This is a genomic window from Moorena sp. SIO4A1 (assembly GCF_010672065.1).
GTDB lineage: Bacteria > Cyanobacteriota > Cyanobacteriia > Cyanobacteriales > Coleofasciculaceae > Moorena.
This window is the reverse complement of sequence record NZ_JAAHHX010000038.1, coordinates 38,704-61,317: the sequence shown is the minus strand read 5'-3', so window position 1 is coordinate 61,317 and position 22,614 is coordinate 38,704. Positions and strand designations below refer to the sequence as shown.

Genomic DNA, 22,614 nt, shown 5'->3' with positions numbered 1-22,614 from the left:
GCTCAACTCCAAGAGCGTCAGAATCAGCTAAATCGGCAAATCGAAGACCAAACCCAGCAACTGCAAACCTTAGAACCAGAAATCGCCACCAAGCAAACCCAAGCTGTGGCATTACAGACACAATTAACCACTTATTCCCAACAAGTCCAGTCCCTCGCCCAATCCTTAGGGAATACCGAACAACAACTACAAATCCAACAACAAACCCAAACTCGCCTGCTCGGGGAACAACGGCAAAAACAACGGCAACTCGATAAACTAGAAGCCCAAGCCCAAGCTCAACAAGAAGCCCAAGGGACCTATGCTACTAAAGTTATCCTAGAAAGTAGTATAATAGGAGTTTGTGGATTAGTCGCCCAATTGGGTAGAGTTGAACCCCGCTATCAGCTAGCCTTAGAAATTGCTGCTGGCGCACGCCTTGGTAATTTAGTGGTAGAAGATGATAGTGTAGCAGCGGCTGGGATCGAACTCCTCAAACAAAAACGCGCTGGCAGAGCCACCTTCTTACCTCTGACCAAAATCCAACCTAGGCAATTTAGCGAAACGGTTGTGCTACGGTATGCTAAAGGCTTTGTTGACTACGCCATTAGGCTAATTGATTGCGACCCCCGTTACCAAAAAGTCTTTGCCTATGTGTTTGGGTCTACGGTAGTCTTTGAAACTCTCAATGATGCCCGTACCTACTTGGGTAAACACCGCATCGTTACCCTAGATGGGGAAATCTTGGAAATAAGCGGTGCCATGACTGGTGGTAGCAGCAGTCACCGTTCGGGATTGCACTTTGGTACCAGTGACACCATGGAGTCCTCTGAAATCCGTAGCTTGCGAACCCGGTTAGCGGAAATTGAACAGATTTTAAACCATTGTGAGGGATTGATTACTACCGAATCTGCCTCAGTCAAACAAATTACCCAGGAATTGACAGAAACTAGGGCAAAACACTCGGAAACCAAATTACGTTTGGAACAGTTACAAAGGGAGATTGAGCAATCTCAGACCAATCAAGCCCAAATGCGATCGCTTCTGGCTAAAAACAACCAAGAACTCTCCGCCGCTACTCAACGGCTAGAGACCATAGCGATAGAGTTACCCCAACAAGAATCCCAACTTGCCCACTTACGGCAACAACTCGCTAAACTGGAGGAGTCTCAAACTCATAACGAGTGGCAACAGATTCAGAACACCATTAAAACCCAAGAAACTCAGTTGCGCGAGTGTGAACAAGCCTTGAGAAATACCGAGAAACAGCTACAACAGAAGGAGAATCAGCAGCAGCGCCTCAGGGATAAACTTACCGAAGGCCACCGCCAAATAGCAGACTATCAAACCCAAATCGAATCTTGGCAACAGCAGCAATCAGCAATTAACACTCAGTTAGAGACACTCACCGAGCAAATTACCCAAACTACAGTTGCCTTACGCCAGTTAGAGGAGAAATTGGGGCAAGAAAAACAAAAACGCGATCGCACCGAGCAACACCTACAAAACCTGCGCCAACAACACCAAGAAACCTCTTGGCAACAGCAAAAACTCCAAGAAACCCAGTCTGCTAGAGCAGAAAAACTTGCTAGTCTCCAAACTCAACTCCAAGACCAAGCTGCTGAATTACCAAACCCGTTACCAGAAATACCTCAAATTGTCAAAAAAACTTCCCCCTCTAGTGATAAAAAAAGCTCAGAGGTAATTGCCTTGGACTCCCTAGCTGCTCAACTAGAACAACTACAAAAGGAACTGCGCAACGGACAGAAACGTCTACAGGCTATGGAACCCGTGAATATGCTCGCATTAGAAGAATATGACCGAACTCAAACTCGCCTCCAGGAACTGTCTGAGAAACTGGAAACCATAGCTGGTGAACGGACTGAACTGTTGCTAAGGATAGAAAACTTTACCACCTTGAGGTACCGTGCTTTCAAAGAAGCCTTTGATGCCGTCAATGAAAATTTCCAAGCCATATTTGCTGAACTCTCCGATGGGGACGGTTATTTACAACTCGATGATCCAGAGGACCCCTTTAGCGGTGGACTCAACCTGGTGGCGCACCCCAAAGGTAAACCGGTGCGGCGGCTAGCATCTATGTCAGGAGGAGAAAAATCCCTCACAGCCCTTAGCTTTATCTTTGCCCTACAACGCTACCGTCCCTCGCCATTTTATGCTTTTGATGAAGTCGATATGTTTTTGGACGGGGCAAATGTCCAGCGATTAGCTAAAATGATCAAACAACAGGCTAAACTTGCGCAATTTATTGTAGTAAGCTTACGCCGTCCTATGATTGAGTCTGCTCAACGCACCATTGGTGTTACCCAAGCCAGGGGAGCATACACTCAAGTATTGGGTTTAAAACTATCACCCAAAAGTACGGTTAACTAGATAAAATCCCATTCATCAAATCCATTATTATTGTAAGCATTCAGCCCAAGGCTCATCAGCTATAAGCCGTTCATGATTGATTTTGGAGAGAACCGACCCACGAACCCCTCGTCCGAAGGGCGTCCTGTACGAAAAAAAAACCGATGTTCAGAGGTTGTATATAACCTCTGTAGTCTGTTGATCAACCTAAGGGTTGCATTACCTTAGCTGAAAGCTGAAAGCTGTTCGCGTAGCGTGGCCAAACGCGCCCCGCGTGGCCAACGGCCAAGGCCTTTAGCTGAATGCTCACGTATTAATGCTCACGTATTATTTATTTTTAATCCATCAGGAGTATAGCTCAGGAAAAGCGAGATATAATGACAACGGAACAAATTCGTCCACGCTCCGATATCTTAAATACTCAGGTAATTACCCGTGACAATGGTAAGCGCCTCGGAGTCGTCAAGGAACTCTTGGTAGATATAGACAGACGGCAGGTTGTGGCACTGGGTCTGCGAGATAACCTTCTGGCAGTAGCCGGTATGCCAAAGTACATGCTCCTGAGCAGCATTCGGCAATTTGGTGATGTCATCCTGGTAGATGATCAAGACGTTATCGAAGATATTGATGTCGATGCCTATAGTACCCTGATTAACAGCGAAGTGATCACCGAAACCGGTGAACTCTTAGGTCGGGTTAGAGGCTTCAAGTTCAATGTAGAAGATGGCACCGTTTCCGCCCTAATCATTGCATCAATAGGGTTACCCCAAATACCCGACCAGGTTATTAGTACTTATGAGCTACCCATTGATGAAATTGTCAGCAGTGGTCCAGACCGATTAATTGTATTTGAGGAAGCTCAAGAGCATCTGATCCAGTTAACCGTCGGGGTCTTAGAGCGTATGGGGATTGGCAGACCCCCTTGGGAAAAGGACACAGAAGACCCATACTATACTCCAACGGCTAGACCAGAAAATCAACTGGGAACGGGGATTCCAATACGTACTCCTATCTCTCAGACAGTAGAGAATGCCAACCGAGCCCAAGATGCCTGGGATGACGATTGGCAAGAGCCAGAACTAGAGCCGATCAGACGAGAAGCACCAGTCCCGAAGAAGTATGTCGAAGCCAGATTAGAAGAAGATAACTGGAGCGATGAACGGAAAGAGTCCCCTCAGCCAGTGCGCTACGAGCAGCCAGTCTATAGCTCACCCGAGCCTTCCTATGGTAAAACCAACACCCAGGACTATGACAAGTACGAAGTCGAGGGTGATGCCTGGGATGATGACCGCTCCCCAGAGCCTTACAAAGCACCGCGAGTCAACATTCCTGAGAAAAAGAAAGCTCCAGAATACGAAGAAGAGGCTGGTTACTAATTCATGATCACTGTTGAGGGTTGTTTGTTGAGGGTTGTTTGTTGAGGGTTGTTTGTTGAGGGTTAGGGAACAGATATAGCCTTGATCATAGTTATGAGGTACAGTCAATTTTCCCAACCCCTACTCCCTACTCCCTACTCCCTACTCCCTACTCCCTACTCCCTACTCCCTACTCCCTACTCCCTACTCCCTACTCCCTACTCCCTACTCCCTACTCCCTACTCCCTACTCCCTACTCATTTCTTGGTTAACACAAACACACTCCCCTGATTCCCCCGTCCAATGCGCAGGTCATCGTCAAGATAGGTGATCTCTAACCAACCCTGTTGGTTGTCCCTATTGATGGGAAAGTCAATAGCTGGGAACTTTTTGCCAGCTTCGATTTGCTCAATGAAATCATTGGCAGAGCTATAGCTCAGGAAGCTTTGTAGGCCAATGATAGACCTCTCGAACCTAACATTAACCCGGCATTGAGATACTGGCTCGAAACTAGCACAAACACTGACAACACCTTCGAGATAGGGAATACCAGATAATTCAGCTATGTTGTAAATTTTAGTATCTGAGGTACGAACACATTGGTAGATTTGACCCAGTTGTACCAAGGGAAATCCGTCAAGATTCAAAAGTTCTTGACTCGTAGTATATAGCAGACGCCAGTTACCATCTAGCAAGTCTTGCGCCTCAAGGGGTCGAGGGGTGGGGTTTCTCCCTTCCAGTTGGGTAACTGCTGCGAGTATTGCTGTTTTATCGGTTTTGCTTGCTAAGAGACCACGATTCTTTCCTGCGATCGCTTCTAAGAGTTCCGCCTTGCCAATCATAAAATTTCCTCTAGCTGACTGCTAGACTCAAAGTTAAAGGTTTTCACCTCGTCCATATTAGCTGAAGAAGCCTATGTACAATCCTGCTCTACGTGAACTACATCGTGATCAACTCGCTGAGGTCATTCCCCTTAAGCAAGAAACTTCCCTTTTAGATTGGTTAGAGTCTAATAATCGCCTGATCCCACGGGAGATTTTAGAGGAAGAAAATCCCCTAGGTGATGACGTAGAAATCTCTGAACTGATGGGGGTAGAGGACAATAACTACGAGGAGGAGGAAGAAAGTTTGAATTAACACTAACTAGTTTGACCAAATAGTCTAGTTTTACCAAATAGTTTTAGCCGAATTGGAACCGAATGGCAATCAGAAATGATTCACAATGTAACCGTTGCTGAATCATTTCTGAAATTATTTTTCATAAACTAAATTATAGCAAAAAACAACAAGGTTTTGAGCAACTAATTAATTCATTAGCCATGAATTTACTGAGCCGATGTTCACTATTCTTGGTCACTCTACCAAAACTTCCCGAAATGTGAGAGCCCTGTGTCTTTAGACCGGGTCAGAAGTTACCGCAAGAATAAGGCAGCCTTTATGGTTGGTCGGTTATGGGTAAAAGGTTAAAACTTTATGATTAAGGCTGCCTTATTCTAAGGTTTCGTCTCCGGGGTGAAACAGAGCGACTGGATTTATCCAGTCGTATCCCGAAAACGTGGAACTTTTATGATCTAAATAGGTCATAATATATATAAGGAGGTGATAGCTTGCGATGTACAAAACGATTCCTGTAAAAGCAACATTTACTGACGAAGAAAAAGCTTTCTGGCTGTTTCAGTGTGAAAACGCTAACAGTCTGTGGAATTGTGCGATCTATTACTCCAAACAAAAACATTATAGTTGGCTAGAACAACAACCAGAAGCTTTTACTACTTACTGGAAAGAAGACGTACTTCGCTACGGATGGAAAACCTATAAGTGTAGTGTAAAGTATGCCGAACTATGCAAAGAGCTGAAGAACAATCCCCATTACAAGGCGATGGCCGCCCAATCAGCACAGCAGACCCTTAAATCTGTGGCTGAATCAATCACAAGTTACAATCAGCTAGTTCCACTTTATTACAAGGGACAAGTAGACAGGCCAAAGCTTCTTAGGTATAGAAATAAAGGAGGACTGGCTGCTGTTACTTTTCCGCGACAAGCCCTCACCTATAGAAAAGGATTATTTTATCCGTCTATAAGCAAGGAAAGTAAGCCAGAATTATTAGGTGAAATTGTACTAGAAGCCCCAGAATTCATAGACCCAGACTGGGTTAAAGAGGTAACAATTCGCCCTTACTATGGGCAACTATGGATTGATTGGGTAATAGATGATGGGAAACAACCAGTAGAACAAGATCCGAACCTAGACTATTCCCAGGCATGGAGTTTCGATCACGGTGGCGATAACTGGTTGACTGGAGTTTCGACCCAAGGAAAGAGTCTGATAATTGATGGTCGTAAGCTCAAGTCAATGAACCAAGGATATGCCCGTCTTGTTGCGAAGTACAAAGCTGGAAAACCTGAGTTTTACTGGGATGCCAACCTTGATAGAGTTCAGAGGAAGCGTAATAATCAGATGCGCGATGCTGTCAATAAAGCGGCCAGATTTATCATCAACCGTTGTCTTAGCGATCGTATCGGAAATCTTATTATTGGTTGGAATGAGGGGCAGAAAAATCGAACAAACATGGGGCGACGAGGAAATCAAAAGTTTGTGGTCATCCCCACCAAGAGATTAATAGAAAGACTAAAACAACTCTGTCGAGAATATGGAATAAAACTAACAATTACTGAGGAAGCGTACACCAGTAAAGCGTCTTACCTTGACGACGACAGCCTCCCAAAACATGGTGAAAAACCCACAGGATGGACACCGTCGGGCAAAAGGATGAAACGTGGATTGTATAAGTCTTCCAACGGTCACCTGGTTAACGCAGACTGCAACGGTGCAGCCAATATTGCCAGGAAAGTAACTGTACAGTTAGGACTCGACCTAACCAAGGCAGGTAGGGGAGCATTGACACTCCCGCACCGGTATGATCTGTTCACATCTCTGTCTAGATCGTACAGGAAAAGGAGTGAAGTCGCACGGTTTCAACCTGCGACGTAACATCCTTTGAGAATCCCCCGTGCTTTAGCTGGGGGAGATGTCAATTCAATGGCATCTATCCTTTCATTGATGTCTCTAGTGGTCCAAGCCTACTGCTGAGTTCGATTCCACCTGGGGAAAAGGGTTTCTCAGTCCCGAACAATTTCTCAAAATTGTCTACACTGACCTGAATTCCAAAAGTAATAAGTTTTGAGTCATGCTGTATGAGTAATTCACCCTTAGATCGCTATCATGAGTCGGGGAGACTACTGGTTAGAACGTAATGAGAACTACTTAGCCAAGGCACTGGATTGGCTGCGTCTGCGTTTACAACAGCTGGCTGGAAAAGAAGTCATAGATACAGACATAGAGCAGGCTTATGGTGCAATGGAAACCGTTGCAGCCATAGAGCCATACCCGGCCTTGGTGTATTTAAGTCAGCGGTTTGGACTATCCCCTTTTGAACAAGGGGTGTTGCTGTTGTGTGCGGGGATGGAACTGGATACCCGCATTGCTGGTTTATGTGCTTTGGCTCAAAACGATGGACAACGTCCCTATCCCACCTTTGCTTTAGCGCTTTCCCTGTTTGACCAACCCGCTTGGCATGTAGTTTCACCGGAACGTCCCCTGCGTTATTGGCGATTGATTGAAATTAACCAGGTAGGATATCAACCTTTAATTACTAGTGCTATACGAGCTGATGAGCGAATTGTCAATTACCTCAAAGGCTTAAATTACTTAGATGACCGACTGGGAACCTTAGTAATGAGGGTGGAACCCCCCACAGGTAACCTACCTCCTTCTCAGGAAACTATTGTTAAAAAAATTATCAACAACCTCAAACAAGCAAGCTCTGCACCCCATTTACCCATCATTCAGTTGTTGGGTACAGATAGTCCTAGTAAGGAGCTAATTGCTGGTCATACTGCTGCCGCTCTTGGTTTGCAACTGTATCGCTTACCATCGGGGTTACTACCGACCCCAGCCGCAGAATTGGAAACTTTCTTGCGATTGTGGGAGAGGGAAAGTATTTTGATGCCAGTGGTGCTTTACCTCGATGCCCAGGAACAAGAAAAATCCGCAACTACTGGTTCCGCTTCACCACTCCACCGATTTTTATCACGGTACCACAGTTTGTTGTTCCTCGATACCCACGAAGCGCGATCGCATTTAAGTAGAGCCAGTGTTACCCTTGATATTACCAAACCCACCGCCCCAGAACAACAAGCAGCTTGGAGCAACTGTCTTGGTGATGCTGGCTTAACAGAAAGTCCCTCCCTTTTAGCCAGTCAGTTTAATCTTAACCTATCAACTATTGAGCAGAATGCCCGGTTAGCACTGGATGAAAAGGTAACAGATAGGGTCGAATTCCATACTCGTCTTTGGCATGCTTGTTTACTTAGCACTCGTCCGCAATTGGATAACTTGGCGACTCGCATCGATGCCAAAGCCACTTGGGATGATCTAGTTTTACCAAAAGAAGAAATGGGCTTGCTCCATCAAATTGCTGACCAAGTTAACCAACGTCGTAAAGTCTATGAAAATTGGGGATTTCAACGACGGATGAATCGGGGAATGGGTATCAGTGCCTTGTTTGCTGGGGAAAGTGGGACCGGAAAGACGATGGCAGCGGAAGTGATTGCTAATAATTTACAACTAAATCTTTACCGCATTGACCTGTCAGCAGTGGTAAGTAAATATATCGGCGAAACAGAGAAAAATCTGCGACGTTTATTTGATGCTGCAGAAGATGGTGGGGCAATTTTATTTTTCGATGAAGCAGATGCTCTATTTGGTAAACGTAGTGAAGTAAAAGACAGTCATGACCGCTATGCTAATATAGAGATTAATTATCTATTACAGCGGATAGAATCTTATCGGGGATTGGCAATTTTGGCAACCAATATGAAGAGTGCTCTAGATCAAGCATTTCTACGGCGACTGCGGTTTATCATTGAGTTTCCCTTCCCTGGTAGGTTGCAACGTAAGCTGATGTGGCAGAAAGTTTTTCCAGAGGAAACACCTTTAGAAGAATTAGATTATAACCGTTTGGGGCGATTTAATCTTACCGGTGGTAGTATAAATAATATTGCTCTCAATGCAGCTTTTTTAGCAGCCCAGGCAGGTACCCCCGTAACCATGGAATTGGTATTGGCAGCCACACGGACGGAGTTTCGCAAGTTAAACATACCAATTTATCCAGAGGATTTTAGGTTATAGGCCGCAAGTGTGGAATCGGGAATCGGGAATCGGGAATCGGGAATCGGGAATCGGGAATCGGAACCCACCCCTAACCCCTCCCAGGAGGGGAAAGGGAATCGGGAATCGGGAATCGGGAATCGGGAATCGTTCCTGTAGGGTTGGCAGTTTCTGTAGGGTGGGCAGTGCATGAGTGCGATCGCTCCCACTCCGCCGCCTTTCGGTTGAAGCAGGGTCAAGCAGTTATCTCAGATACTGCTCAAGTGCCTCTGTCACTAGGTGGTTCAAGTTTATCCCTCGTTCAATAGCTGCGTATGCAGCACGTCGATGAAGGTCGGTTCCAGGTCTGATGTTAAAGCTTCCCTTGAAAGGCTTTTCCGGTTCTATCCCTTTGAGTTTACAAAGCTCTAGGTAGTCATCCACTGCTTCGTAAAAACTGGCCCGAAGAGATTTAACATCCTGACCTTCATAACTGATCAGGCTACGAATATACTCTACTTTCCCGTAGAAAATCTCATCCTCATCATTATAATTGACCGAGCCAAGGTATTCCTTGTATTTCATAAAGTTATTCATAACAATCCTTCGTGCCTAAGAATATCGATCGTTTGCTCAATCTGATACATCTTGAGTGTGTTGTGAGGATGAGGCTTGTGCAGAGCGATCGCCACGCCATCAGAGTTAATGAATCGTCGCCTTGAACCGCCTGTTTTTCCAGCTTTGACCTCCTCAAAGCCGAGTCCGGACAAAAGCTTGGTCAATTCATCCCAAGTAAAACCCTTCGGCTTACTTAGAAAACGTTTTATCAGCTTTTCTTGTCGAGTCATCTTGACACCCCATCTAGTGATTAATTATAAAAGGCATTACCCGAAGATGCAACTAAATTTAGTTACAGTTAACCGCCGCACTAGATTGGGAACATAATTGAACGTGAGATCAATCAGTCGGGCAAAGTCTTCAGGAATAGCAAATCGTTCCTGTAGGGTGGGCAGTGCTTGAAACAGATACATTTGCTGGCAAAGGGCGAAGGTAAGCACTGCCCACCGGAAGATTAATCACTAGAGTCAAATCTAATCCCAAAACCCAAAATCCCTTCCCCTTGACCGAGACAACTAGTCCGAAGTTTAATGTAACAAAGACTATCAAACCGGAAAACATGGGTATAAAAAATGCCCAATCTATGGACGGAGGACTGGTAAATGAAGCGTCAGGGATTAACTAAACATCAGCAACAGTCCCAGAGTGCATCCCATCCCAGTAGTGGTTGGTTACAGCGAGCGGCAGTGCGTTCGGTGCCAGAAAAACAGGTAAACTCCGACCTTGATAGGGCTTCTGGTTTGAATCGTAGCTTTGTAAATGTGCCTGTGGGTGGGAATGGATTACCGGTAGTGCAGCCGAAGTTAACCATTGGTGCAGTTGGGGATAAGTATGAGCAGCAAGCGGACAGGGTAGCCCGTCAGGTGGTGAGTCAGATTAATGCCCCTGGTGCTGGGGTTAGCAGTCAAGGAGAGACTGTTCAGTCGGGGGAAGGGAAAGAAATCCAGACAAAGCAAGAGAATCAGAGGCTACAGAGAGACGAAGAGACGGTAGTTGACTTGCAGTTGAAGCCTTTGGTGCTCCGTCGGAAAGCCATTGGAGGTGGCGCAGCATCACCTGAGTTGGAATCAGCCCTATCCCGTGCCCGGGGTGGTGGCCAAGCTTTGGATGCGGGTCTACAACGGTCGATGGGGCAAGCGATGGGGGCGGATTTTAGCCGAGTGAAAATCCACACAGACCGTCAGTCGGACACACTGAATCGCTCCCTCCAAGCCAGAGCATTTACGACCGGAAATCACATCTTTTTCAAGAGAGGCGAGTATAATCCATCAAATAAAGGTGGACAGGAATTGATTGCCCATGAATTAACTCATGTAGTCCAACAAGGAGGCTCGACGGCGAGTATTAGCGAAGGGCAAACAATCCAGCGGACGGTGGTCACCCTACCGGTGCATGACGACGAAGTGAACGCAGGCCGACGTATCTATGGTCCAAATGACAACTATCATCAAGATGTGAATCTAGACTGGTGGGTGGATATAGAGACAGCGGACTATCCCCACATGTTAGGAACGGGCATAACGACGTACACACAGGACATAACAGCAAACAGAGGAAGAGACCTAGGAGCGGGGTATGCCGCCCACCAAGGCGATGGTAGTGCTCGTGTCTTTGGACCAGACCCGGATTTCGGTGCGAGTATCGGGTGGCACTATGGCAATAAAATGTTTACGTTCAGTGCGATCAGAGGCGGGATATTAGCGTTGAACAGAGCGCAGTTCCTGGGGAATCGAATGAGAGAGACATCTCCGCAGCATATATCATCCCATGATCCAAACCAGCAATTACAGGGGGCGCACGCTCATGTCTACAATGCTAATCAGGCTCAATTGGAACGGTACTTAAGGCAAGTAATCAACCGTTGCGCGCAAGACCGCGCATGTATTCCACCACATATGGCGGCAAATAAAGCCCAGGAGATAAGAAATTATTTCGGAGTATAGCAAGTCAACAACAGGGCGTACGCTGATCTTGTTGGGTGCGTTAAGTGCGATCGCTCTTGGAACTACTGTCAGTGCGATCGCCTGATCTGGTAGGGTGGGCAAATGGGCATCATACCTAACGAAATTATCAAATTCTAAAAATTTGCCCACCCTACCCCTACTGGCACTCGGTACATTCATCCCAAAAATTTACCCAATTATGAGCGTACAAACCAATGTAAAAACTGGACGGTGCGCGCACCGCTATGTCTTCGCTCTTTTCCCTTGGCTTATTTCACAGGACCGATGTACTTTTGTATTCCTTAATCTAGATTAACTTTTTTTGTTGCTAATATCTGCTGCTTCATTAAACGTATAATTATCCCAAACATTTTTGCTATCAGCTCCAGGTTTTTGAAAGACATAGGGGCGGTTAGGCATCGATTTAAAATAGTCTTTATCAAACCAAAGACCTGTGATTGTAGACTGATAAGGTTCACCAACTTGTTGAATTTGGATAGCACCACTACTTTCATCAATGGTAATTAAGTGTCCAGTGAGTCCATAAATTACTTTTCCAGGAAAAATATTGCGACGAGAAGCTGTTTCTGATGGCGGTTTCATAATCCCACGATAAAATTGATCTCGTTGTTGAGGAGGAATACCAGCTCTTGCGTCTTTAATCGCTCTTTCTGTGGAATCAGTTCGATATAACTCAGCTAATTTCATCGGATCAGTTTCAGCTTCATGATGATTCCTTTTTTGATTTTCTAAGACAATCTCCCAAGGCACAAATATGGTTTCTATTTCACAAATAGGGTTTTGTAATTGTTTGATAATTTCTGCTCCATTATTGACAGGGGTATCATTGAGCAGCTTTAACATTATCAAAAAAATTCGCTCTCCTTTATTAAGGTTTTCACTGTTGTTAATTTTATCAAAAATTTTCTGTATTCTTTCTTTGCTAGCCGAAGGAATATTTTTTGGTAACCCATCCCAATCAACATTACTATCCAAGGAAAGATAACGTTCTTCCAGCATAGTTGCTGTTTTCATCCAAATATCATATCGGGGATCGACAAACTTATTTAAATTCATTAGCTTAAGAAAACTCTAGTAAATGTAACAGGGAGTAGGGATTAGGGAGTAGGGAGTAGGGAACAAAAATTATCACAATTCATTTAGTATCCCTATTTTATTTTGGTTTTCGTCAAAAATATCAAGTATGATCCCTAAATGATGCCAAATCCAAATCATTAGGGATAGTGCTCTATAGTTTAAAGGTGCAATAGTTCGAGCGTCAAGCCAGAAAAGGCTCCATAATTATCATAGTTAACGCTAAGTTGTTGCAGTTGGGAATCTGTCACTAGCCAATTTGCCGCAATGGTAAAGGAAGTGCCAATACTGACTTGAGTAGGACAACTCAGAGAAATACCATCAGGGAAAAAGAACATTTTGTTTCCTGCCAAGGGCCAGTTTAGTTGAGTTGCTATTGGGTCAGAAACCTTTAAATCTGGGGTCATGGTAACAGAAGTTCCTTGCCAGTTACCACTCAGATTTCTCTCAGGTAAGAGATTGATTTCCTTTGACCAATAGTTACTGGGGAAGTCTGCTGCATCTTCACGGATACTCACTATCCGCATCAAACTGCCATTAGTATCATAAAGAATTGGCACACTATGTCTTATATCTTCATGTTTGAAGAACAATTCAGCCGGTTGAAAGATCGAACCAGGTTCTAACTGTTTAGCTGACCATGTAGCTGCACCTTGTTCAAAGAAAAATGATCTCATTGACGGAAATGCTGGGTGAACCATTCCATCAGGTAACACCTTATCCTGTTTCTTAGACTGCCATTTTTTTTCTTCTATCCTACCGTCAGCGTATATATAACGATTAGTGTGATAAAGTTCTGTTTGTTCTGGATTGCTGCGGAAGCTTCTTAGACTTTGAAATGATTCTATTATCTCTCCTTCAGGAGAATACCTTGTCCAAATACCATGCCAATCCCGCAAATGGTTTTCCGTGAAGTTTTTCCAGTTTTGCTCTTTTAATTCCATATAATTAGTCACCGGATCATGATTTTTTTTGTATTGTGTGTTTTTGTGTTACAATTTTGTTATTCCTAATCCCGAAGTTTGCTATCTATCAGTAATCAAGCGATCGCTTTTTTTGATCCTGATCCTGATTGTGCCCATTGTTGTTATTAAATCTAATTATAATCCAGTTTATGCGATCGCAAAAAAAATTGCAATAAATATTTGAAGATGTTATCTCATGAAATTCATTAGGGAAAAGTGAGAGAATTTCCTGGTTATAGTGACGGATTCCCCTTTTTAAAAGACCGGGATTCACTAACCAATCCGTGATTATAAGAGATTCTCTATCATAGGCATACCTTTCTGGGAGACTAACAGTCACTCCATGGGAGAAGCTGACTATAATATTTTCCTGGGCTAATTCATCTATAGGCTTCCACTGACAATCACTGGTAGTTGCGATAATTAAGTCTGGGGTTATAGTGGAAATCATACTCCCCTTCCAATTGTCAGAAGAAGTATAGTCTATCTCTTTAGGCTCTCCTCGAAAGAAGTCTAGTGTCTCCCAGATAGAGGTAACATGATGTAATGAGCCATCTTCGAGATACTTACAGCCGCCACTCACTCCTAACCTTTCGTGCTTGAGGCATGTCTCAAAATAATATAACTGGCCCCGCTCAATCTTAGGTGTGTATCCCCAAGTCCAGCTATAGTCTAAGAAGGGAGTTGTTAGCTTCCCTTTTTTGTAAGGACCAAATGTTCTAGACTCACTCCTACCATCTTCATATCGATAGCGATGCAGCGCCGCCAAAGGGGGTTTCCACGGGGCAAACAGCGGTGCGGACGCAGGTTCCGCACACAGACCCATGCGCCATGAGCGACTGCATCAAGACAACGTTCTACTAACTCCCCATTCCCTGCCAGCCGAGTCCATATGCCATTCCAATCACCAATAGCCTGAATTTCTAAGAATTTTTCCCAGTTCTGAGTTAAGAAATCACTCATCTAGAACCTCCTGTGTTCCATTGCCAAAAACCTGAGGATTGCATCCACAAGCATAAGCAAGAGTTCCACCCAGCGCAAATCCGTTGCGCACTCCACTCTGTTTCACCAAAATGCTCCAAGACCGATTCCGGTAATAATCCTCGTGCCCCTTGGGCGATAAACTGCTTTGCGGTTTCAAATTTAGGCAGGGAGCACGGAGCAGGGAGTCGGAAAGCGCACGCCCTGGGAGTCGGGAATCGGGCAGAAGTAGTTTTCGATTCTTGTTTATGCAAGCCTTTTGCCTGACAAGTGCCCAGAAGTATATGTTTATCGTAATTCCTGCTCTGTGTCTTGATGAAGTTGTTTAACAAAAATGGTATAGAGATATCAGTTATTTTGGGTAACGTTTATTACTCAATTCAACACTTGTGGTCTAAGCTCTTTGGAATGCTAAATAATGCTAAATATTTAAACAATCTTCAGAGGCTAGCATTCCCAAAGGGGGGATAAAGAGATCAGAATGGAGTTGAACGTCATAAGGGAGGCCATGGTCTTCATTATCTGGCAAGATTGCAGTACGATTTACCAGACTTAAACGGGTATTAACAGTATGGTAATCTTCTGGGGTGAATTTATATAGCGGTTTGCCATATTTAATCAGAAACCAAGCCATCAGACTCAATTGACGGTACATCGTCGCATCATAGCAACGCCCACTTTGCCCCAGACTCCCCCCGTCTCTTTTTGTTTGTGGGTTAACTACTTGGGCAACTTTATAGTTACCTTGCTGGGAAAGGGCAACCCAATCTGCCGCAAAAAGCTGCCACACCGTTTCCATCCCATAAGCGATCGCAAAAGGAATATGCTCGACTAGCATATCCCATCTCAACATTGTTTCACCAGTTAGAGACCAGACGAGCCGATCAAAATGTTTAGCATAGTGGCAACCAAGTTCGTTTTCATGTCGCCAGGGATCGCGCATCACAAAAAGATAGTGATTATCCCTGAGTGTATTGTTTTGTGCCGTGAGCAGAAATAGACGCTCTTGATCTGGAAAAATAGCTTGGGCATATCCCAAATAGTGAAGTGGTCGATATTGGGTAGCGTTGATATCAACATCAAGCACAAATAGATCTTTGAGTTTCTGCCATTGCTTAACATATTTCAAGTAAGCAAAAGCCATCGAAAAGGCTCTTCCTTTGCCTTTATGTTTGGCAAGATCGACTGCAAAAAGTGAGTGAATGCGCTCTAGGTTAAATAAATCAAGCATAGCTGCTTCGTTGAGAATCACGCAGCCTTTTTCCTTCAGCCCCAAGTGATCCACGACAGCTTGCGCTCGCGGTGAATGTATCACGACAATTCTCTCTAATGCAATCCCCCAGTTTAGGCAATAGTTCAAAGTTTCGGGAAAAGTATCCTGTTCCCGCTTAGAGCCAAGAGGTAAGAGCAAACCTACGGTTGGCGAACGAAAATAGTCCTCTAGCATTTTATGCTTAACCGTAATATCCGCAAGAGTGGGTGTGAAAAAACCACCTAGACAGTCCTGTCGTTTGACAGCAATCACGTTGGGAAAATCATGAACTGTTCTCCTTTGATTAATGTTTTGTGACATACTTGCTTTTTTTGACATAATTTTCATACTTCGAATGGTATTATACAGTGTTAAAGCCCGAAAAAAAAATTTTTTGACATAATTTGACATCAACCCTTTACTAGTCTTTTATCACCTAGTTTTACAAACTGTAACTCAATCCCTTAAGCTACAAATAATTTAACCACCAATACTTATGCTGAATTTTAAAATTAGCAAACCAATGACATATACAATCAAAAATTATAATTAGCCAGATCAGAATCAATGGCTTAAGAAATGGATACCAAATCCTTAGTTATGGGTTGGGCTTTTGTGTTAGGATTAGAATCATATAAAGTCATGGTTTTCCAGTTTTTCAGGTGTGCCATAGCATCTTAATAAGCTCAACTATAGCATTTCCAAATAAATCATAAAACCCAATGCTGATTTATAAGAACAGGAAAAAATTATCGGTTCTCTTTCCTAGTTTTATCTATTGTCTATTCCCTATTGCCTATTCCCTATTGCCTAAAATCCACAACTTATCTACCTCACATGACTGGGAAATAAGCAGAATTGTTACCCTTACTGGGGGTGAAGTCTGGAGTGTACAGTAATTGGGAAAATTGAAGAATCATACCACCTTAGTAGGGATACTTGATCAGCTTGGGGACAGTTGGTTCAGCTGGCGACGGTTGTTGATGAGCTGACGGCTGATCACTGATAGCTGAATGCTTACCTAACTCCTGCCCCTCCACCTATTTGACTTACTCGATAAATGCTATTGTATGCAGCTCCAAAAACTGTCATTGCTCTCAACTTACTAGACAATAAGCTTTGTATGATCAAAATTAAATTCATTAATATTATCGCACTTAAAGGTTGAGTAACATGCAAGAACGATTTAGTAACCAAAGCCATAGTACAGGTTGGGTAATTCAGTCTTGGGCGTCTTTTGTTATTTCGGTTTTTGCTATGGCTATTGGCATTGCCAATTTGCCAGCAGATAACTGGATCAAAGGCTACTTAGGTATCGGTTTACTTTTCTCTATTGGCTCTAGCATCAACATCGCTAAAACTACACGAGATATCCATGAATCGAAAAAACTAACCTCGAAAGTTGAAGAAGCTAGAGTTGAAAAACTACTGACTGACCACAACTCTCTGGGCTAATATCAAGTTTATCAGCTATCAGCCATCAGCCATCAGCTATCAGCTATCAGCTATCAGTTATCAGCAAGAGGTCTATTAATCGTAGGGTGGGCAGTGCAACGTGGTTTGCAAGCTTAATTATCTGTCTTCTGCTGCACTGCCCACCCTACATGAACTATCTATCAGCTATCAGCTATCAGTTATCAGCAAGAGGTCTATTAATCGTAGGGTGGGCAGTGCAACGTGGTTTGCAAGCTTAATTATCTGTCTTCTGCTGCACTGCCCACCCTACATGAACCTGACCACTGACGGCTGACGGCTGACCGCTGACCGCTTAGGCGATGACCTTAAAATCAGAAATCGTCTCAATCCATACCCGTGCTCCACAATGTAGGGGATCATCTGGGCGATACATCACCCGACAAGGGCCATTGACTTCGACAGTATGACCGTAAGTATTTTTAGAGCCTCGTTTGACCGTAATCACCGGATTGCGTTCGCCGGTGTTGTGATTTTGGCGAATCACTTTCTGATTAACGTGGATGACCGCCTTCGTGTAATTTGTAAGCTTTGACCAATTCCGCTTCGGTCCGCGAGTGCCAGGCGTGACCACTGGCATGCCATCAAATAAAGGAATCACCCAAGTTCTACCGACCTTATAAGCTCCTTTGACTCTGCCCTTGCTCAAAAGGAAACGGACGCGAGTGGCAGAGATACCTAGTAATTTAGCGGCTTGTGCGGTAGAAATCATCATGGCTGCAAAACCATTGCTTTAACGATATTGTTATATTAACACGATTTTTTAGAAAATGCAAGGGGTGGGTGAGAAGTATCGAAAGCATCATGAGTGTTATAAGGGTTATGAGGGTGGTCAGCCAGAAAAACTATTGCATTAACGTCAGGGGTTGTAAGGGCAATGAGGGTTATGAGGGTGGTCGGATAGAAAAACTATTGCATTAACACCAGGGGTGATATGAGTGGTTAGCGTGGGAAGTTAGAAAAACTATTGCATTATCACTATGGGTGCTGTGGGTGATGTGAGTGCATGTCATTAAAGCTGCTTGACCCAGTGGTGCGTTACTGCCCGATTCCCGATTCCCTACTCCCTACTCCCTACTCCCTGTTCCCGATTCCCTGTTCCCTCAACAAAAAAAATTCGGTCAAGTTCTGGTTAATTCCAATGCTTGACCGAATTATTTTTTGTAATAGTCAAGAGCCCTAGGATTCTTGACTATGTGTTCACCAAATCAACAACATACTAACTTAGGTCTTAGACTTAAGACGTCGTACTTTCTCCTGAGTTTTGACCTGTCGCCAGCGATGCAGCGCGGTCTTGGGGGTTTCCCCCATGAGCGACTGCATCAAGACAGGGATTGGCATCCCTGGCAACTTGCTATCTTAATCTACCAACAGATGTCGAATCAATATACTGATCACCTCACTAGGATTTCCGGTAGGTTGAGGAGTGCTCCACTCATGAACTTGGGCGTAGCCACGGCCATAAAGATTATAGATTGTGACCCGCACAGTTTTGGGAGAACCGATCAATATATGTTTGATTTGCTCCCGTCCTGGCTGGGGTTGGCTAAATAATTCAGGGAGATTAGGATTGTTGGGATTATACTCAAAATTTGGGAGAAAGTTTTCGATGTCCATAATGTTTTTTGCTGTTGTTTTTGGGACATTTTTATGTTAATAAATAATCATTTATTTTGTCAAGTAAATTTTATTTATTTTTTTATATTTTTTTCGTAAGGGGGTATATTAAAAAAAAGATTAGTATTTTTTTACTGATGTTTTTAATTAGCGATCGCTCTTAGCGGAAGCTTCGCTGCTCCCTGCTCCCCGCTCCCTGCTCCCTGCTCCCTGCTCCCTGCTTTATAAATTGCTATAATTAAACCAATCCAACATAACTACCTATAAATTATGGAAGCCGTGTCCCTTTTGGCTGGTTTGGAACTATCGCAAATAGCGCCACCATTGTTAAGTATTGTTGCTAAAGAAGCAGGTAAGCGCTTAACTCAATCCCTGACTAAAAGCGATATCGAAAAAGCCATCAAAGCCGGAGCAGAAGCGGTTGATCAATGGGACAAACAACTGGATAGTCAACAGCGCTTATTTTTTCACGCTCCCCCGGATGGCTGGAATGGAGTTAATCGGTTTTTGAACCACTATTTTACTCATTCTGCTGTTGTCGCAGAATTACAGAAACCGTTATTTAATCAAGGGAAGCCAGACCGGGATATTTTAAGCACGGTATTTCAACAAGAAGCTGAATCCAAGACTATTGAACTAAATCAAGACAGTCTCAAGCCTTGGATAGAGACATTTATTAATGCGTATTTTCAGCACACGGATACTTATATAAAATTTCAGGTAGCTAAACAGGATTATAATCAACAGTTAGCTAACTGGTATAATCATGTCAAATTTGCTGGCATTGCTGTGCCTGGGCAAGATGTAGAAAAATCCGAGAAGTTAGCCCAGATTTTCGTAATGCCAGATGTAGTGGAAGACGTATCAACTGCTGGCGCTTGGGAGCGGGAGTTGTTAGCAGCTGGTAGTGGGGAAAAGCCAGAAAAGCTGCTATTGGAAAAGACAACTGGCTGCAAATTTTTGGCTCAGCAGTTATTGAGCCAAAGTCAGTGGAGACGAGTGGTAATCTTGGGTGCCCCAGGCTCTGGTAAAACCACCTTGATGAGCTATTTTGCAGTAATGTTAGCTCAGCAAAATCCTGACATTTTAGGATTAGATGGTGATACCGATTGGCTACCGATTTTAATCAGGATGCGAGACTTTGCGAGACATCTCGATAAAAGCTTGATCGACTATGCTCGGATATTTGCGGAAAACACGATGGCAGTGAAACCGTTACCAGTGGGATTTTTTGAGCATTGGTTGTCTGATGGTAGAGCCTTGATATTGCTCGATGGTTTGGATGAAGTAGCAGAAGAGGCTAAACGCCATGATGTAGTTAGGCGCATCGAGAATTTTTTAGGACAGTTTGACAGAAATCGCGCTATTATTACATCTAGACCCGCTGGTTATCGACGGGATTTTTTCCGCACTGAGGAATTTCCCCACTATCAAATCCAACCCTTTGATGACCAGAAGATTTCCGCATTTATTGATAACTGGTATAACAGTCGGTTTCAAGACCAAGCAGAAGCGGAAAGGCGCAAGCAAAGTTTACGAAAGGCGCTGGATGATAATGACCGGATTACCTTGTTGGCACGGAATCCGTTATTGTTGACAATTATTGCATTAATTCATCGGTATCAAGCGGTATTGCCCAAAGAACGGTTTGAGCTTTACAATTGCGCAGTCAAAACCTTGTTAACCTCTTGGGATGCTAACAAAGAAATCAGCAATCAGGGACTATTTAAGTATCTAGATTTCTATGATTTGCGCCGATTGATGGAATTGTTAGCTTATTGGATTCATAGCCAAGGAAATAGTGACGATAACGAAGGGAGCACCATTATTAATCAAGATGATTTAATTGCTCAGTTGAGTAAAGAGATTAAAACATTGAAGCAGGTGCAGTTATATCAAGCTAAAGAAGAAGCAGAAGCATTTGTAACCTTAATTCGCGATCGCACCGGTTTATTGAATCAGCAGGGGCAAGATTGTTATGGGTTTGTCCATAAGACATTTCAAGAATATTTGTGTGCTCAGGAGATTAACTATCAAGCGGAGAATGAGTATGATTTTGGAATAGTTTTGAATCATATTCGGGAGCATTTACATGACTCCCACTGGCGCGAAGTGTTATTATTGCTGATAGCACAACAAAAACCAAAAAATGCGGCAAAGGCAATTCGAGCAGTATTGAATAATACTAGTGACTATGAGGATTGGTTACACCGGGATTTGCTCTTTGCTGGTAATTGTTTGGCAGAAGACCCGAAAAATTTGCGTGGTGCTGATCGTGATTTGGTTCAAGAGATTTTAGAGCGGTTGGTTGAGTTGGAGGTGAGTAGTGAGGAGCGAGTTGGCGAGAGGGTTTACGAGCAGATTGATAAAATAATTTGTAGTTTGTATGAAACGGATTTTGAGGGGCAAGCTCTGGAGATGTTGAAGGAGCAATTGGCCGTAGGCCACGCTACGCGAACGGATTTAATTGATGAGTGGCGATTGCTCAACTATCGAGCCGAGTTAGGGGAAAAGGATCAGGTAATTACAATATTGCTAGCACGCCTAAAGGATGATAATTCTTATGTGCGTTGGAAGGCAGCCGAAGCCTTGGGTAAATTGGGCAACAGCTCAGACACCGTAGTCAACCGCCTCCTAGCACTGCTTGAGGATAATCACTATTATGTGCGTAGTAGTGCAGCCGAAGCCTTGGGTAAATTGGGCAACAGCTCAGACACCGTAGTCAACCGCCTCCTAGCACTGCTTGAGGATAATCACTATTATGTGCGTAGTAGTGCAGCCGAAGCCTTGGGTAAATTGGGCAACAGCTCAGACACCGTAGTCAATCGCCTCCTAGCACTGCTTCAGAATAATAACTCTGATGTGCGTTGGGAGGCAACCTATGCCTTGGGGGCATTGGGCAACAGCTCAGAAACCGTAGTCAACGCCCTCCTAGCACAGCTAAAGGATGATAATTCTGGTGTGCGTGGGTGGACAGCCTATGCCTTGGGACAATTGGGCAACAGCTCAGAAACCGTAGTCAACGCCCTCCTAGCACAGCTAAAGGATGATAATTTTAGTGTGCGTTGGAAGGCAGCCGAATCCTTGGGCAATTTGGGCAATAGCTCAGAAACTTTAGTCAGCACGCTTTTAGCAGGGCTTCAGGATCAGAATTCTGATGTGCGTAGGGACGCAGCCAGAACCTTGGGCAATTTGGGCAACAGTTCAGAAAGCGTAGTTAATGCCCTCCTAGTACGGCTTCAGAATGATGATTATTATGTGATTAGTGACGCAGCTATAGCCTTGGGCAGATTGAACAACAGCTCAGAAACAGTAGTCAGCGTTCTACTAGCACTACTAATGGATGATAATTATTATCTGCGTAGGGACGCAACCGAAGCCTTTGGCAAATTGGGCAAAACATCCAATCATATTCTGCCTACTGTGATTGAATGGATTGAACAACACCAGGATTCCGACTATGTTGGCAGTGGTATTGATGCCCTGTGGGATTTGGTCGTAGGAAGGGAATAGGGAGTAGGGAGTAGGGAGTAGGGAGTAGTAAGAAAGAGAGCCAAAGAGTTTTTGATATTATTAGAAATAAAGATATGTTTGTGCTATACTAAAGTAATTTGCAGTTTTACGGTATCTTTGTTGAAAGAGCCGCTACGCGATTGACCTTTGGTCGCCCTACGCGATCGCATTTTCCGTTTCCCTGCTCCCGATTCCCGATTCCCGATTCCCGATTCCCGATTCCCGATTCCCTAAAATCCAACCATTGCGATAACACAACACAAAACCCCCAACGGCTCTAAGCCATCGAGGATTAATTACTATT

General features: G+C 44.0%; 24 protein-coding genes. 11 read left to right on the top strand and 13 right to left on the bottom strand.

Annotation, left to right across the window (positions count from 1 at the left end; translation table 11 throughout):
- From smc to F6K53_RS23065, 3 genes are all read left to right on the top strand, one after another.
- Positions 1-2,370, top strand: a 2,370-nt coding sequence (smc, locus tag F6K53_RS23075) for a chromosome segregation protein SMC (protein ID WP_293082311.1), incomplete at its 5' end; no start/stop codon positions are given.
- A gap of 356 nt (positions 2,371-2,726) precedes the next feature.
- Positions 2,727-3,725, top strand: coding sequence for a PRC-barrel domain-containing protein (locus F6K53_RS23070; protein WP_293025554.1), 999 nt, complete (start codon positions 2,727-2,729; stop codon positions 3,723-3,725).
- A 93-nt stretch (positions 3,726-3,818) separates the two neighbouring features.
- Positions 3,819-3,995 carry a hypothetical protein gene (locus tag F6K53_RS23065; protein WP_293068720.1) on the top strand — a complete coding sequence of 59 codons (177 nt, stop codon included), beginning with the start codon at positions 3,819-3,821 and terminating at the stop codon, positions 3,993-3,995.
- Here the strand turns inward: F6K53_RS23065 and F6K53_RS23060 are convergent.
- Entirely contained in the window at positions 3,962-4,546 is a 585-nt protein-coding gene (locus F6K53_RS23060) for a PAP/fibrillin family protein (protein ID WP_293025551.1), read from the bottom strand. The two genes, F6K53_RS23065 and F6K53_RS23060, sit on opposite strands and share 34 nt — an antisense overlap.
- 73 nt (positions 4,547-4,619) lie before the next feature.
- Here F6K53_RS23060 and F6K53_RS23055 point away from each other — a divergent pair, with 73 nt between their 5' ends.
- The 3 genes from F6K53_RS23055 (at position 4,620) to F6K53_RS23045 (ending at position 8,895) form a co-directional block, all read left to right on the top strand.
- Positions 4,620-4,841 carry a DUF3134 domain-containing protein gene (locus F6K53_RS23055; protein WP_293025549.1) on the top strand — a complete coding sequence of 74 codons (222 nt, stop codon included), beginning with the start codon at positions 4,620-4,622 and terminating at the stop codon, positions 4,839-4,841.
- Between the two features lie 475 nt (positions 4,842-5,316).
- Positions 5,317-6,696 (top strand): transposase, encoded by a 1,380-nt coding sequence (locus F6K53_RS23050; protein ID WP_293068717.1) that lies wholly within the window; start codon positions 5,317-5,319, stop codon positions 6,694-6,696.
- 231 nt (positions 6,697-6,927) lie between these two features.
- On the top strand, positions 6,928-8,895 hold the full coding sequence (locus F6K53_RS23045) for an ATP-binding protein (RefSeq protein WP_293068714.1): 1,968 nt from the start codon (positions 6,928-6,930) through the stop codon (positions 8,893-8,895).
- On the opposite strand, the gene F6K53_RS23040 is transcribed toward F6K53_RS23045, so the two are convergent.
- The 4 genes from F6K53_RS23040 to F6K53_RS23025 are packed head-to-tail and all read right to left on the bottom strand — an operon-like array spanning position 8,871 to position 9,911.
- Positions 8,871-9,113, bottom strand: coding sequence for a hypothetical protein (locus F6K53_RS23040; protein WP_293068711.1), 243 nt, complete (start codon positions 9,111-9,113; stop codon positions 8,871-8,873). The genes F6K53_RS23045 and F6K53_RS23040 overlap by 25 nt on opposite strands.
- Positions 9,114-9,117: 4 nt before the next feature.
- Complete coding sequence (locus tag F6K53_RS23035; protein ID WP_293025544.1) at positions 9,118-9,438, bottom strand: type II toxin-antitoxin system HicB family antitoxin; 321 nt, start codon at positions 9,436-9,438, stop codon at positions 9,118-9,120.
- Between the two features lie 8 nt (positions 9,439-9,446).
- Positions 9,447-9,701 carry a type II toxin-antitoxin system HicA family toxin gene (locus F6K53_RS23030; RefSeq protein WP_293025542.1) on the bottom strand — a complete coding sequence of 85 codons (255 nt, stop codon included), beginning with the start codon at positions 9,699-9,701 and terminating at the stop codon, positions 9,447-9,449.
- A gap of 36 nt (positions 9,702-9,737) precedes the next feature.
- Positions 9,738-9,911: a hypothetical protein gene (locus tag F6K53_RS23025; protein WP_293068708.1), complete on the bottom strand. Its 174-nt coding sequence runs from the start codon at positions 9,909-9,911 to the stop codon at positions 9,738-9,740.
- A gap of 162 nt (positions 9,912-10,073) precedes the next feature.
- Here F6K53_RS23025 and F6K53_RS23020 point away from each other — a divergent pair, with 162 nt between their 5' ends.
- The gene (locus F6K53_RS23020) at positions 10,074-11,414 is read left to right on the top strand and encodes a DUF4157 domain-containing protein (RefSeq protein ID WP_293025539.1); all 1,341 of its coding nucleotides are present in this window, start codon (positions 10,074-10,076) and stop codon (positions 11,412-11,414) included.
- 312 nt (positions 11,415-11,726) lie between these two features.
- On the opposite strand, the gene F6K53_RS23015 is transcribed toward F6K53_RS23020, so the two are convergent.
- The 6 genes from F6K53_RS23015 to F6K53_RS22990 form a co-directional block, all read right to left on the bottom strand.
- On the bottom strand, positions 11,727-12,491 hold the full coding sequence (locus tag F6K53_RS23015; protein ID WP_293025537.1) for a hypothetical protein: 765 nt from the start codon (positions 12,489-12,491) through the stop codon (positions 11,727-11,729).
- 179 nt (positions 12,492-12,670) lie between these two features.
- Positions 12,671-13,465, bottom strand: coding sequence for a DUF3598 family protein (locus F6K53_RS23010; protein ID WP_293068704.1), 795 nt, complete (start codon positions 13,463-13,465; stop codon positions 12,671-12,673).
- Between the two features lie 76 nt (positions 13,466-13,541).
- Positions 13,542-14,057, bottom strand: a complete 516-nt coding sequence (locus tag F6K53_RS23005) for a hypothetical protein (protein WP_364302890.1) — start codon at positions 14,055-14,057, stop codon at positions 13,542-13,544.
- Between the two features lie 104 nt (positions 14,058-14,161).
- Positions 14,162-14,437: a DUF3598 family protein gene (locus F6K53_RS23000; RefSeq protein ID WP_293068699.1), complete on the bottom strand. Its 276-nt coding sequence runs from the start codon at positions 14,435-14,437 to the stop codon at positions 14,162-14,164.
- A complete protein-coding gene (locus F6K53_RS22995) occupies positions 14,434-14,709 on the bottom strand; it encodes a hypothetical protein (RefSeq protein WP_293025529.1) in 276 nt (91 codons plus the stop codon). The genes F6K53_RS23000 and F6K53_RS22995 overlap by 4 nt, the downstream gene beginning before the upstream one ends.
- Positions 14,710-14,876: 167 nt before the next feature.
- Positions 14,877-16,055: a hypothetical protein gene (locus F6K53_RS22990; RefSeq protein WP_293082308.1), complete on the bottom strand. Its 1,179-nt coding sequence runs from the start codon at positions 16,053-16,055 to the stop codon at positions 14,877-14,879.
- 825 nt (positions 16,056-16,880) lie between these two features.
- On the opposite strand from F6K53_RS22990, the gene F6K53_RS22985 reads away from it, so the two are divergent.
- Positions 16,881-17,162, top strand: a complete 282-nt coding sequence (locus F6K53_RS22985; protein WP_293025525.1) for a YiaA/YiaB family inner membrane protein — start codon at positions 16,881-16,883, stop codon at positions 17,160-17,162.
- A 313-nt stretch (positions 17,163-17,475) separates the two neighbouring features.
- On the opposite strand, the gene F6K53_RS22980 is transcribed toward F6K53_RS22985, so the two are convergent.
- On the bottom strand, positions 17,476-17,895 hold the full coding sequence (locus tag F6K53_RS22980) for a helix-turn-helix domain-containing protein (protein ID WP_293068690.1): 420 nt from the start codon (positions 17,893-17,895) through the stop codon (positions 17,476-17,478).
- Positions 17,896-18,186: 291 nt separating this feature from the next.
- Here F6K53_RS22980 and F6K53_RS22975 point away from each other — a divergent pair, with 291 nt between their 5' ends.
- Positions 18,187-18,363 carry a hypothetical protein gene (locus F6K53_RS22975; protein ID WP_293068687.1) on the top strand — a complete coding sequence of 59 codons (177 nt, stop codon included), beginning with the start codon at positions 18,187-18,189 and terminating at the stop codon, positions 18,361-18,363.
- Positions 18,364-18,539: 176 nt separating this feature from the next.
- On the opposite strand, the gene F6K53_RS22970 is transcribed toward F6K53_RS22975, so the two are convergent.
- Entirely contained in the window at positions 18,540-18,797 is a 258-nt protein-coding gene (locus F6K53_RS22970; RefSeq protein WP_293025519.1) for a hypothetical protein, read from the bottom strand.
- 270 nt (positions 18,798-19,067) lie between these two features.
- On the opposite strand from F6K53_RS22970, the gene F6K53_RS22965 reads away from it, so the two are divergent.
- Positions 19,068-22,310, top strand: a complete 3,243-nt coding sequence (locus F6K53_RS22965) for a HEAT repeat domain-containing protein (protein ID WP_293082305.1) — start codon at positions 19,068-19,070, stop codon at positions 22,308-22,310.
- Between the two features lie 98 nt (positions 22,311-22,408).
- Positions 22,409-22,591, top strand: coding sequence for a hypothetical protein (locus F6K53_RS22960; RefSeq protein ID WP_293068681.1), 183 nt, complete (start codon positions 22,409-22,411; stop codon positions 22,589-22,591).
- The last annotated feature ends 23 nt before the right edge of the window (positions 22,592-22,614 follow it).

Bases quoted from the DNA above. Each gene is read 5' to 3' on its own strand.
- F6K53_RS23070 (WP_293025554.1), top strand. From the start codon at position 2,727: ATGACAACGGAACAAATTCGTCCACGCTCCGATATCTTAAATACTCAG.
- F6K53_RS23065 (WP_293068720.1), top strand. From the start codon at position 3,819: ATGAGGTACAGTCAATTTTCCCAACCCCTACTCCCTACTCCCTACTCC.
- F6K53_RS23060 (WP_293025551.1), bottom strand. From the start codon at position 4,546: ATGATTGGCAAGGCGGAACTCTTAGAAGCGATCGCAGGAAAGAATCGT.
- F6K53_RS23055 (WP_293025549.1), top strand. From the start codon at position 4,620: ATGTACAATCCTGCTCTACGTGAACTACATCGTGATCAACTCGCTGAG.
- F6K53_RS23050 (WP_293068717.1), top strand. From the start codon at position 5,317: ATGTACAAAACGATTCCTGTAAAAGCAACATTTACTGACGAAGAAAAA.
- F6K53_RS23045 (WP_293068714.1), top strand. From the start codon at position 6,928: ATGAGTCGGGGAGACTACTGGTTAGAACGTAATGAGAACTACTTAGCC.
- F6K53_RS23035 (WP_293025544.1), bottom strand. From the start codon at position 9,438: ATGAAATACAAGGAATACCTTGGCTCGGTCAATTATAATGATGAGGAT.
- F6K53_RS23030 (WP_293025542.1), bottom strand. From the start codon at position 9,701: ATGACTCGACAAGAAAAGCTGATAAAACGTTTTCTAAGTAAGCCGAAG.
- F6K53_RS23020 (WP_293025539.1), top strand. From the start codon at position 10,074: ATGAAGCGTCAGGGATTAACTAAACATCAGCAACAGTCCCAGAGTGCA.
- F6K53_RS23015 (WP_293025537.1), bottom strand. From the start codon at position 12,491: ATGAATTTAAATAAGTTTGTCGATCCCCGATATGATATTTGGATGAAA.
- F6K53_RS23000 (WP_293068699.1), bottom strand. From the start codon at position 14,437: ATGAGTGATTTCTTAACTCAGAACTGGGAAAAATTCTTAGAAATTCAG.
- F6K53_RS22990 (WP_293082308.1), bottom strand. From the start codon at position 16,055: ATGAAAATTATGTCAAAAAAAGCAAGTATGTCACAAAACATTAATCAA.
- F6K53_RS22985 (WP_293025525.1), top strand. From the start codon at position 16,881: ATGCAAGAACGATTTAGTAACCAAAGCCATAGTACAGGTTGGGTAATT.
- F6K53_RS22980 (WP_293068690.1), bottom strand. From the start codon at position 17,895: ATGATGATTTCTACCGCACAAGCCGCTAAATTACTAGGTATCTCTGCC.
- F6K53_RS22975 (WP_293068687.1), top strand. From the start codon at position 18,187: ATGTCATTAAAGCTGCTTGACCCAGTGGTGCGTTACTGCCCGATTCCC.
- F6K53_RS22970 (WP_293025519.1), bottom strand. From the start codon at position 18,797: ATGGACATCGAAAACTTTCTCCCAAATTTTGAGTATAATCCCAACAAT.
- F6K53_RS22965 (WP_293082305.1), top strand. From the start codon at position 19,068: ATGGAAGCCGTGTCCCTTTTGGCTGGTTTGGAACTATCGCAAATAGCG.